The sequence below is a fragment of the Spirosoma agri genome, from assembly GCF_010747415.1.
Taxonomy (GTDB): domain Bacteria; phylum Bacteroidota; class Bacteroidia; order Cytophagales; family Spirosomataceae; genus Spirosoma; species Spirosoma agri.
Genome location: NZ_JAAGNZ010000003.1, coordinates 385606 through 397901, shown reverse-complemented (window position 1 = coordinate 397901; position 12296 = coordinate 385606). Strand labels below are relative to the sequence as shown.

Annotated in this window: 6 protein-coding genes; all 6 read right to left on the bottom strand. The window is 51.5% G+C overall.

Annotated features, from left to right (window positions below):
• Positions 1-151: 151 nt before the first annotated feature.
• The 6 genes from GK091_RS25570 to GK091_RS25545 all read right to left on the bottom strand — a co-directional run bounded on the left by GK091_RS25570 (position 152) and on the right by GK091_RS25545 (position 12235).
• Entirely contained in the window at positions 152-1726 is a 1575-nt protein-coding gene (locus tag GK091_RS25570; RefSeq protein ID WP_164043570.1) for an insecticidal delta-endotoxin Cry8Ea1 family protein, read from the bottom strand.
• An 86-nt stretch (positions 1727-1812) separates the two neighbouring features.
• The gene (locus GK091_RS25565; RefSeq protein WP_246202408.1) at positions 1813-3096 is read right to left on the bottom strand and encodes a serine hydrolase domain-containing protein; all 1284 of its coding nucleotides are present in this window, start codon (positions 3094-3096) and stop codon (positions 1813-1815) included.
• A gap of 707 nt (positions 3097-3803) precedes the next feature.
• Positions 3804-4070 carry an ATP-binding protein gene (locus GK091_RS25560; RefSeq protein ID WP_164043568.1) on the bottom strand — a complete coding sequence of 89 codons (267 nt, stop codon included), beginning with the start codon at positions 4068-4070 and terminating at the stop codon, positions 3804-3806.
• 1175 nt (positions 4071-5245) lie between these two features.
• Positions 5246-8782, bottom strand: a complete 3537-nt coding sequence (locus GK091_RS25555) for a hypothetical protein (protein WP_164043567.1) — start codon at positions 8780-8782, stop codon at positions 5246-5248.
• Positions 8783-9117: 335 nt separating this feature from the next.
• Positions 9118-10722: an insecticidal delta-endotoxin Cry8Ea1 family protein gene (locus GK091_RS25550; protein WP_164043566.1), complete on the bottom strand. Its 1605-nt coding sequence runs from the start codon at positions 10720-10722 to the stop codon at positions 9118-9120.
• A 226-nt stretch (positions 10723-10948) separates the two neighbouring features.
• On the bottom strand, positions 10949-12235 hold the full coding sequence (locus GK091_RS25545) for a serine hydrolase domain-containing protein (protein WP_164043565.1): 1287 nt from the start codon (positions 12233-12235) through the stop codon (positions 10949-10951).
• Positions 12236-12296 lie beyond the last annotated feature (61 nt).

Below are 12296 nucleotides of genomic sequence, written 5' to 3'. Positions count from 1 at the left end.
AAGGGCCTCCCAACTAAGAGCTCATGGCTAAATAGGAACCTTAGTTGGGAAGCCCGATAGTTAGTCTACTTTGAGCATCTGATGCCGGGAGGCTTATCCGCCATTCCAGTATATCACTACAGGCCCCGGCGTCCGGCCGTTTGGCGAGACGCTATCTGGGCTCGTTAGCTTGCGCAATGGCTGCCCAGTATGCCTGGCGAGCCGCTTTTAGGTTATCGGTGATCAGAACAGCCGTAGCCCCAAATGTGGGGGAAACCTGAGCAAGATCAGTCCCGGATAGTTCTCGCGGATTTGTTACGTAAAGGCGTTCAAGGGTACGTGAGGTTACTGACGGCCCTCCGGTCAAATATTTAAAACCTATAACGACACAATCTGCGATAGAAGGTATACCTTGATCATCCTCTAATGATCCATTAATGTATATGCTTGATATGAAATGGTCATTAATTTCTACCCAATCTGCCTGCAGGCTTGTATCGTCTGCACCGACCTTATTTATAATGGTGCCGTCATGAAGTCCAAATTGCATTGTATATACACCGTACCATTTCGGACTATTAGAAACGAAGTTAGTTGACATACGTGCTCGAACTAACGGGTTGTCAGTTGCTATGCGTAATATCAAGCCATATGGTTGATCTGTGGTTCCTGAACTACCATGACCGCCACCGTCCTGACGACCCCTGCGGGGCGTTGTCGTAACACCATCGGGGCCACTTCCGGACGGATAAGTTAATTGAACCGCATCAACTCCATCCGTAGACCCCCATACAGTTAACTCCGTAGGGCCCTGAGTCGGTGGTGTGGGCAAATTGATAAAACCGCTATATTTTCCTTCAGAGCCCACTGGATCCGAGTACAGTTCGCGTGGTAACGATACTTTAGCGCCATTTGGATACTTGGTAACATCGTAATAAGGCCAAAATTTTGCATAATCAAGCACCGTAAGCGTTGTCTCTCGAGTATATCTATTAACTGTCGTAAAAGGCTCGATCAGTCTGATGGTGTTGGGTCGTGTATTTACGGTTAACTCTGCTACTTGAGCCGCGTAAGTGGTTTGGACGTATGATAGGTGATCATTGATATACGTTTGCAAGTTCTTAATGTCTGTTGCGCGCTCAGTTTCGCTTCTACCCCAACTTTTTCCGGCTATGACCACATCGCGTTGTACAGACAGGTGCATGTTGGCAAGCTGTGCGTAAAAGGGCAGTAGGACAACCTCAAATCCAGATGCTGAAAAAGGCCCAACACTACCACTTAAGAAATCTTGTGCTCTACCCCAATTACTATACATTTTCTCGCCTGTAGCACCGTCCTTAATTTCTTGCGTATAATTATCTAAGATAGTCTTCAGGCTAGTCAGTTTGGCCTGTACTAGCGAGATCACAGCATCATCGATTTTTTGGTCCACCAAAGCTTCCACCTGGTTCTTCACTTTGGACCAAACGTCCGTGCCAGGCCAAAAGATGCTGACCAAAGCGCTGAGGATACCACCTACTTCAGGTATAAATCTAAGCCCAGTGACGATGACAGTTTTTGCCTCGCCGTTATAATCAAAAGAATTATCACCGACCAACGGCGGAATACCGGCAGACGTACCAGGATCGGGAATTCGGTGGTCATTGCAGCTGGTTAGTAGCTCTGGCAGAAAAAGCATACTGCCGGCACCCAGGGCCGTGCGTTCCAGAAATTTTCGGCGATTGGTCAAATTTTTCGGTAAAAGCATAACGTTTTGGGTTAACTAGTTTAGAAATGCAACTGCTGTCAATAGTAGATAATTATCTGATAGTCAGATGTCTAAGGGCAAAAAATTTACAATTGAATGGGATAGCCTAGCGCACCCTTGGCCGCGTAAGCCGCGTAGTACATGTGCCGAAAACAGGTTAGAAATGAGTCCTCACCCTTGGTGAAGTCCCACAAAGGCAACATCGCCACCACCGATACGTCCGTGGCCGGGTCGTAGGCCATCAGGGACAAATAGCCCGCAATGGCCCCATTGTGGCCGTAGCCCAGGTTGGTGAAGCGGATGGTACCCAGTCCGTAGTTCGTGTTGGTGGGCGTCACCCGGATGTCAGTCTGCATCAGTTGCAGCGTAGCAGGGGTAAGTACGTTTTCCCCCCGCATCAGGGAGCGGATGTAGGTGTTCAGCCCCGCCATGGTGCTGTAGCCGTTGCCTTCCCCCACGTGGGCGCTCATGTTGACCGGCCCGAAGCCCTGCAAAATACCCCCCGGCTGGCGAATGATACTGTTCACGCTGGGCGCGGGTAGCAAAACGTCGTTTGGTAAATATGGAAAGGTAACCGGTACGGGCACCCGGGCCGTAGGACCCGTGATACGGTCGCGCAGGTAATCGGCGTAGGTCTTGGCACTGCCGCTTTTGGCTGAATAGACTCGCTCGATGATGCGGCTCAGGATGGCGTAGCCCGTGTTGCTGTAGTGGTAGCCCCCGCCGGGTGCATAATTGTACTTGAGTTGGTAGTCCAGCAGGGGTTTTATGAGCTCCTCGGTCGTGAAACGGTGGCTCGAATCGCGCGACTGCACGTAATTGACGTACGTTTCCCCATTCAGGCCGGGAATGGGATCGTTGTCGGTATCGTAGACTCCGGCACTGTGCTGCAACAGTTGCTCAATGGTGATCTGAGCCTTATTGGGAATGGCCCAGTCGGCAGTTGCCGGTACATAGGGCTGCTGAGTCCCCGGAATCAGGTCGGTGATGTGAGCCTTGTAGTCGAGCCAGCCGTCCTGGTACATTGTCAGAATAGACGTAGCGGTAAAGTTCTTGGTGTTACTGGCAAAGCGAAAAAACGTGTTGGGCGTCAGGGGCTGGCGGCCGGTAGCCACCGAAGAGACGAAATAGGTCTCGCTGGGGGTCTGGATGAGTACGTTCATCGACGGCACGAACGCCTTCAGACTATCTTCCAGCACGCGCCGGACACTGTCAACGGCAGTCTGCATCCGCAGTTGGTTCGGGGTACTGGCAACGGGGGGCTGGTGATCCTGACAAGCCAGGTTGAGGGCCATTAGGCCCAATAGACCAATCCCGAAATAGAGTTGCCGGAGAATGCAGTTCGACTTATTGGCAAAGAGAGTCTTCATAAAGAGTAGCTGAGTAAACATCGGTCGTTATATGGGTATTGAATGCCTACAAAGGTCTGGTGGAAAGAGGGTTGTCAACGAACGGTATCGAACCATTTTAAGCGATATCGAACCAAATTGAGCGTTAAGGGCGATCATTACCCGAAAAAACTCGCTGGAGCGTTCCAATTCGGCTTGCTGCGCTAGCGCGCTTGCTTTGCTTATTCACAGAAACCGGACCCACAAATCCAGCGTCTGTTTTCAGGGGAGGGTTGGCTAATGACGCGTTACTTCGCTTACCCATTGTTAAGAAAGTCCGGGCGACTCACTCGCTTCAGAATGACTAGCACTACGGATGAGCTAACTTGTTAGCGGTCCCGATCAGGGGCAACTTGCCAAGGCTGGTAGCCATACCTGATCAAAGTCCGTTGACGAGCAGATGGCGGAGAAAAAGAGGCTGAGCACCTATCGATGCACGCCTGACGGAAGCTTGTTACAGGTGAAGAAGTATCCATAACCGTTGATTGGAGCAGCAAATGCCAAGGCCGACTTGCCAGTAGGCCTTGGGTGACCCCGGCCTAGCTTATCAGCGATGCGGCTTGTTGGTCCCAAAGCTGGCAAATAGCCGTGTCCCGCGCTCGGAAATGGTCACAAGCGACGGGAATGTGTGCATCAACGACAGGGTTATTATAGTCGGCTGGCAAGTTCCCCAAACGGATACGCATCCGTTAGGCCTGGGCGGGGAGCCACAGTCGGAAGTAGGTGCCCTGCTGGCTGGTTAGGCTCATTTCTCCACCCAGTTGCCCCGTCAACTCCCGAATGAGTCGCTGACCGAATGAAGTCCGCCGACCGGGGGTTGGTTGTTCCGGCAGGCCGGGTCCATTATCCTGCACTTCCAGCAACAGGCCACCCGGTGGTTCGGCCTGGAGCCGAACCACCAGCAAGGGGCGAGTCGAACCCTTCTCCGCCCTCAATTCATTCTTGGCGACAGGCAAGGCTGGAGGGGAGGGCTGTCATCATCGGAAACTGCTGATATTTAGGGCCTCTGAGGGTAGTGTGACAACTCTTTTTGGTTACAGAATGGTTTCGTTGGAGCGAAGTTCACCCCCGTACGCTATCCGTTGGGTAGGGCACTATTTTAGTGGCTACGTAAGACTTTCGCAACGAAATCCCGCTCCTACTTAAAATCGGTCAATTAAATGATACAAGTTCAACATGAAATCGTTCATTTAAAGGCTAAAGAGTAGTGGTAAATCAACGCCGTAAATGACTGTAAACTAAAAGATTGTACGTGTTCAATTATCTTCCTCAAACCGTTCAGGAAAACACTTGGCCAACTGGACGCTACTTGTTGAGCAGAGGAAAACTCTGACACTTTTTTCTAGTGCCTGAAATCGTTCTGAGGGCTACTCCGCTCTGAGCAACCTGACGGGCTGACTTAGAACAGGTGGGCGCACTTGCGGCAGGGGGGCGTTTCAAGCACAACAGCTGCCGCTCCAGTGCCCCGGCTTGTTCGGCCAACTGAGCAGTCACATGCCAGCCTCGCTCGTCCTCTGTGATAGGTACAGCAATCGATCATTGGCTACACAAATCTCCACCACCGTCCATTCGCTCACCACAGGCTTGCCTGGGATCATGACACGCAGCGGCTCTTCGGCCGCAGCCTGCCACAGCTGAACTGACTCAACAACTAAACGCTCTCCTTAGATGATTTGAACGGGTACGTGGTAACAGTCAATAACGAGAGGGCCAACAATATAGGTCTTCATATTCTATGATACAGCCGGTAGAAAACCATTTGAATCGGCCTCAGTCCGGGCTGAGGCCGATTCACTAAGAGTGTCCATTAAGCACCGATTATTTTTCTCAATAACCAGGAAATGGCTGTTCATCAGTCAGTTGTTATTGCTGGATAGACAACTGTCAATAGCATGAGCAGCACTTGTACATCCATGCTAGGCAGGTGCATTGTGTGATGGAAATTGAGCAGACCATACAGAAAGCTGTGTAACGAAATTCATACGAAGAGTCCGTTCAGTGAGCTACGGTTTTCCCTTTCGCTAGGGGGAACGTTTACTATCAATAATGATTTGTGACTTGATGATAAAGCCTTCAGTACTGAAAAATCTTTGTTTGCAAGTCAGGACAATTTGTTCATTTTCAGGGTTGGTTAGTATTCCTGAATGACCTTCACCGTCTGCTGTTGGAAGCCGCCGGTAAGCGACTCGATCCGTACCCGTAACAGCAACGGGCCGCTCCACGCCGGATTTGTCTGTAACTGGTACTCTTTCATGCTACCCGGCTTCTCAATGCGTTGATTCAGCAAGGTCCGTCCGCTCAAATCCATAAGCGTCAGTTCCAGGTGTTGTCCGGTTACGCCTTTTACTTCCACCCTGATTTGATGATTTGTGATTGGGTTGCCCAACAGTTTGACCTGCAATCGCTCCACATCCTCCTGGGCTGACGCCCTGCGGGCACGATTGAAGGAGCCACAACTAGCTAGCCAATTGTAGGCATACCGAGTCTGGACGTTGCCCTGCTGAGCCACCAGGGTGATGACGGGCTTATCGCCCCACAGGTGTAGAGTGTAGGGGCCGGACTGGGTGGTGGGACTCAGCTCATCGACTACTGAGAAGCTAATAGGCTGAGCGTTGTCTTGATTGGCGTATGAGGGTTGCAGGCTGACTCGGTATTGCTGACTGAAGTTGGGATTCTCCAACTGGCAGTCCACTATTCGCGCCCCGGTTAGGGTGAAACTGCCGGGCGAAGTGGAGCAATGAGCCAGCCAATCGTAAGAGTAGCGGGCCTGGGCGTTGCCCTGCTGCGCTACCAGAGTAATGGTGGGGTTGTCAATGTACAAGCGCAGGGTGTAAGGGCCTGGCTGGGTGGTGGGACTTAGCTCATTGACCACCGAGAAGCTAATAGGCTCGCCGTTGGCGCCTGCGTACCGGGGCGTGAAGCGCAACTGGCGTTTGGTCTCGCTGAGGGTCTCACAATCTACGGCCGTCACGCCCAGGACAGCAAAGCGCTCCAGACCAATATCATCCCCAACAACCGTGACCGATATGGCAGCTGTTGCCGTTCCCTTGTCGCGGGTAACCACGGTAAGGGTAAAAACTTGAACGCCAGCGCCCCTAGCGGTTATGCTTTCTCGGAAAGACGAACCGTAGAAATTACCTGTTAGGGGTACCGGCTCCTGCCCGTTGGTGAGCGTATATTTGTAAAGGTCGGTGTCGATCAATCCCTCAAACGTGGCGGTAAACTCGACCGATTGACCTGATTGTACAGGGTTCGCAAAGGCTTTTAAATCGGTGATGGCAAAGGATGCCACCGTAACCACTGTCGTACCAGTGACCGTATAGGGGGAGTTACCAATGGTAAGCGTGTAGGTCTGAGGACCGTTTCCCTGCGCGGTCAGGCGCTGACTGAAGTTCGAACCGCTGGCCGTACCAGTCTGATCGCTTCCGGCTCCGTTCGAAAGCGTGTAGTTGTAGGGAGCCGTCACGCCACCTACTGTAGCGGTAAACTCGATTGGCTGGCCTGGTGTCACCGATGTAGGAGAGGCCGAGAAGTTTGTCAGCGTAGGGGTGCACTGGCTCTGAGTGAAGGTAGCGGGTTGGGAATAAACGGTGCAGGTACCGGCCATGACCTTCACACGGTACTGACGACCGTTGGCTTCGGTGCCGTTGGTGGTCAGCGTAGGCGTGTCATAACCCGGATAGAGGGGGGCATACTGACCACCCAGCGACGCCCAGTCACGACTACCGGTATCGTTGAACTCCCATTCATAGGTCAAGTTCTGTCCATCAGCCTGCACACTGTATGTGAGCCCCTTGCCAGAGCAGGCGATTCTACTTTGGGGCTGTTGGGTGATGGTGGGTGTGGGGGCAAGTATGAGGATAGCGGGGTTGGAGTAAGCGCACCCATTATTGATTTTCACGCGGTACTGGCGACCGTTGGCTTCAGTGCCGTTTGTCGTCAGCGTGGGCGTGTCGTAACCCGGATAGAGGGGGGCATACTGACCACCCAGCGACGCCCAGTCCGTCGTAGCAGGGTCTTTAAATTCCCACTCGTAGGTTACTGGACCAGTGCTCTCGACGACTACTGTGTAGGTAAGTCCAGTGGTGCTCCCCGAGCAGGCGGTTCGGCTCTGGGGTTGTTGGGTGATGGTGGGTGCGGGTGTAATTGTGAGAGTAGCCGCTTCAGAATAGACCGTACTACCACAACTATTCATGATTTTCACGCGGTACTGACGACCGTTGGCTTCGGTGCCGTTGGTGGTCAGCGTGGGCGTATCGTAACCCGGATAGAGGGGGGCATACTGACCACCCAGCGACGCCCAGTCCATCGTAGCAGGGTCCTTAAATTCCCACTCGTAGGTCAGGTCATCTCCGGCGGCCTTCACGCTGTAGGTAAGCCCATCCTCATTACCCGAGCAGACGGTATGGCTGATTGGCTGTTGGGTAATGGCGGGGGGAGTTGTGGTTAAGGTGAAGGTGGCCGACTCGGAATAGACCGTACCACAGTCGTTGATGATCTTCACCCGGTACTGGCGGCCGGGGGTCTCGACTCCGTTGGCGGTCAGCGTAGCGGTGGTATAATCCGGATAAGTATCAACAAAATTACTGAATGACTCCCATTGAATCATACCAGGGTCTTTGAATTCCCAGTCGTAGCCCAGGTCATCTCCGTCAGCCAGCACACTATATGTAAGCCCCTTCCCATCACCCGAGCAGATGGTATGGCTGATCGGTTGTTGGGTGATGACTATTGCTCTCAGCTTCGTGAAAGCGACTGAGTCGGAGTAGATGGTGCAATACCTATTGTTAATTTTGACCCGATATTGACGACTAGTTGGTTCATCTATCTTGATGGTCAGGGCGCCAGTGTTATAGCCTTTATACACATTCGTATCGGCAAGCAGCGAGGCCCATCCTCTTCCATCATTAAATTCCCAGTAATAGCTCAAGTCCTCTTCCTGCTTGACTTGTACAGTATACTGGAGCCCTTTGCTCGAACAGGCGATTTGGTCGACCGGCTGTTGGGTGATGAGCGCAGCTGGCAACTTCGTCAAGGTGGCTGGCTGAGAAGTGACAGAGCCATAGCCGTTCGACACAACCGCCCGGTACTGCACCTGGAATTGCTCATTATTAGGGGTGAAATTATCGGAAATAGTTAGCGTATTGGTTTTAAACTGATCTAGAGTGACCCATATACCCCCTACAGAATCGTAATACTGCCAGGCATACCTTAAGTCCGTTCCATCGGCCTGCACGCTAAACTGAATTCCATTGGCTGAGCAAACGGTTCTGCTTAAGGGCTGAACAGTGATACTGGGCGGTGCTTCCTGCGTGAAGGTGGCCGATTGAGAAAAAACGGTTCGGGGACCGCTCGTGCTGTTCGCCCGATACTGGCGCTGGTTGCCCTTAGCACCGTTGGTAATCAACGTAGTAGTTTTGCTGGCTGGCTGTTCTATACGGGATAGGGTAGGCCAGGAGCGGGAGCCAAATCCACCCTCATCGCACGGGTAGACAGAATAACTGGCCCCGTTCCACCCCAAGGTAGGCTGAAGACCTAACAGCCATAAACACAGCAGCCATTGAAGGAAGGTCCAGCGCTGGCTTGTCCTATTTTTGTTCGTCAAAAACAGAACGAGCGCGTACCTGAAAATTTGCTTAAAACTTGCCGGGAAAATAAAGGTTGGCATAGTAGTATAAGGATAAATACGGCCAAAACAGATAGGCCTACGATACAGAGTTAATCGAAAGAGTGGTACATATACCGAAAGCAAAGGACGAGAAAGGCATCTTGCTTGGAAAAGTCCTACAGGAGCAACATGGTCACCATTGGTATGTCGGTATTCGGGTTATGGGCCATTGTAGATAATACTCCGCCATGACCCCGCTGTTATACCTTGGATTATACGTTACCAGATTGCCATATCCTGGGTAGGAAAGTGGGCGGCCTCAGCCGGCATAAGGCGGTGTATTGTACGCCACAAGCAAGTTTCAGCAATCAGCCGCTTCGCTCAGAGCAGATTAGTTAGTTGAGGGCTTTCGCTCGCGCTTTGATAGTAGCCCAGTATTCCTGACGCGCTTTCTTCAAGTCGTCAGTGATCAGAGCCTGTGTAATACCAAGTTCCGGGAAAGCTCGGGCAAAGTCAGCCGCCGTCCGTTCTTTGGGGCTTGTTTTATAAATGAGCTGAACGGCGTCTGTGCTTTTGGGGGCCTCTAGGTTTATGTATTGGAGGCCAAACACTACGAGATAGGCACCGAAGTATACACTTGATATATAATGCCCGTACGGAGGTTTTACCTCAACGATATTGGAATTGTTCAGAGTACCGGTCCAGGGGCTAGTTGCCCCGTCTTTATACACAAACTGAATCGCCGATACGCCAAGAATATCAGCGCTGTAGTCGGGTGGGTACTTGTTAAAACTGAGTCGAATAAGGACAATTGGGTTGGTAGGTGATAGATTAAACATACCCCCACGTGGCGGCTGGGTACTCCCTCCATTCAAACTATCAAGTCCCATCCGGACCGTTTGTGTAATACCGTTTAGTCCACCACCTGTCGGATACGTTACCTGCACCCCTTCAATAACTTCCCCGCCCCAGATGGTTAGTTGAGTAGGGACCTTTTGGGGCGGAGTACTATAGCCAGCGTAGAACGAATCTGTAGGGTTAAACCCATATTTTTTTACGAGATCAAATCCCTTGCAATAGCCCTGCAGGCCCGAGTAAATCTCACGTCTTAACGGTATCCTTGGTCCGTTAGGGTAGAGGGTCACATCAAAATAGGACCAGGTTGCAGCGTAGTCTTGTGCGAGTAGAGTCATAGTACTCGCATAAAGAACACCGGCTGCCGCAGCATCACAAGGATCTTTACCGTGGTCTAACGCATAAGCAATGGCATTAGCATAACCTAATTCAAGTGTATCGTAAGTGTAGTCAGCATAACCTTTTATCGCTTTCTGTAAGTCGAGAATATCTTGCTGCTGGTCGGCATCGCTCCTGCCCCAGGCTTTTCCACTGATTACCCCATCACGTAATAACGATAGGTGCATGTTGGCAAACTGCGTAAACAGCCCCAGCAGTGACACCTCATACCCTTTCGATTGAAAAAGAGGAAGGGCCGTCACAAAAACAGTCCGGGTAGCTACCCACTGCTCTCTAACGCTGGTTGGATCTGCATTTGGATTTGTCTTAGAGGTCTCTACATAGGCTTTGACTTCATTTAGATACAATGTCATTGCGCCAATCATGCCTCCTGGTACAGCATCGCTCAAACTGCCCAATTGATCCTTGATCTGCTGGTAGACAAAATCACTAAGCTTCTGAGTTACTACTTGATCTACCCGGTCTTTTATCTCATCCCACGGGTCTGTCTGGGTGTTCCAAAAGATATCAACCAACGCGCTTAGGAGTGCACCCACGTAAGGTATCTCACCAAGTATGGTTGTGACAGTTGTTTTAGCAATGTCGTCATCCGACGCGATATCCCCTACCGGCGGAACAACAGAATTACCGGGATCAGGAATACGGTGATCGGTGCAGCTGGTCAGCAGCCCTGGGAAAAAGAGCATACCACCGGCACCCAATGCCGTTTGCTCCAGAAATTTTCGGCGGTTATTTTGTAAAAACATGTAATTTGGGTGTAAATAGTTTACGGAAGTCTAGTCATAAAAGGTGGTCCCCGAAATACGTCAGTGGCGCGACACCCCGAGTTCTCTTCGCACAATTGCTCACCAGTCCCTAGTTTATGGATAGGACACTATTAAGAAGGCTACCCATTAATATCGCTTTGGTAAAATGAATGAAGCAAGCGGAACCTGTAGTCGCCGGCCAAGGCTAGCAATCAAGGCATTCCCACTATCGTATAATTGGATAGCCCAGGGCCCTCTTGGCCGCATAGCCCGCATAATACATGTGAAAGAAACAGGTGTTGAAGGATGCCTGACCTCTGACAAAGTCCCAAAGCGGAAGCATCGCTACCACCGATACGTCGGTGTTCGGATCATAGGTCATCACCGACAAGTAGCCCGCAATGGCCCCGTTATGGCCGTAGCCCAGGTTGTTGAATAGCTCAGTGCCTAAGCCATACTCTCGTTTGGCCGCTGATACGTCGGTTTGCATCAACTGCACGGTTTGTTTGGAGAGTACGTTCTCACCCCGCATCAGCGAGCGGATATACTTGTTCAGGGCCGCCATAGTGCCATAGCCATTGCCTTCGGCCACGTGGGCACTCATGTTGACCGGACCGAAGCCCACACCCCACTTGGTTGAGTTCCGGATCAGGCTGGCTACGCTGGGCTGGGGCAACAGCTGGTCGCTGGCTTGGTAGGGAAACGAAACCGGAATGGGTACCCGGCTGTTGGGTCCGGTTATGTGATCGTAGAGGTAATCAGCGTACGTTCTGGTCCGACCGCTCTTGGCCGAATATACCCGCTCTATGATGCGACTGAGTATGGCGTAGCCAGTATTACTGTAGTGCTGTCCATTACCCGGAACGAAGTATTTTAACTGGTGATCGATCAAAGGCTTGATCAGCCCTTCGGTGGTAAACTGATGGGTCGAATCCCGGGTTTGGACATAGTTCGTATAGGTCTCCCCGCGAAGGCCGGGTATGGTATCATTATCGGTATCGTAGACCCCGGCGCTATGCTGAAGCAGTTGCTCGATGGTGATCTGACTTTTGTAGGGAATATTCCAGTCCGGGGTAGTGGGCACGTAGGGCAGGTTGGCACCCGGAATCAGATCGGTGATTTTCGCTTTGTAGTCAAGCCAGCCATCCTGGTACATCGTCAAAATGGCGGTGGCGGTAAAGTTTTTACTATTGCTGGCAAACCGGAAGTAGGTATCCGGGGTAAGGGGCTGCCGACCCGGGGCGACCGCCGAAGCGAAATAGGTTTGGCTAGGGGTCTGGATCAGCACATTCATCGAGGGGACTGGCTGCCCCAGACTATCTTCCAGTACGCGCCGTACGCTATCGACAGCCAGCTGAACACGTCGTTCTGAACTTAAATCGGGTACCTGATGATCGGTACAGGATACCGCTAGAATACACAGACAAATCAGGCCAAACTGGGTGATCCGACGCCCTACTAATGAAGTACGACGAGCCGTTGAAAACACGGATGAAAATGAAAAGGAGAACATAACAATCGATTAGATAAACGGTTAGTGAACAGGCTATTTCTAGGAGTTATTTTGAAGACAC

What these genes read in the sequence shown, in the direction of transcription:
- GK091_RS25570 (WP_164043570.1), bottom strand. Translation starts at nt 1,726, where the DNA reads ATGCTTTTACCGAAAAATTTGACCAATCGCCGAAAATTTCTGGAACGC.
- GK091_RS25555 (WP_164043567.1), bottom strand. Translation starts at nt 8,782, where the DNA reads ATGCCAACCTTTATTTTCCCGGCAAGTTTTAAGCAAATTTTCAGGTAC.
- GK091_RS25550 (WP_164043566.1), bottom strand. Translation starts at nt 10,722, where the DNA reads ATGTTTTTACAAAATAACCGCCGAAAATTTCTGGAGCAAACGGCATTG.
- GK091_RS25545 (WP_164043565.1), bottom strand. Translation starts at nt 12,235, where the DNA reads ATGTTCTCCTTTTCATTTTCATCCGTGTTTTCAACGGCTCGTCGTACT.
- GK091_RS25565 (WP_246202408.1), bottom strand. Translation starts at nt 3,096, where the DNA reads ATGAAGACTCTCTTTGCCAATAAGTCGAACTGCATTCTCCGGCAACTC.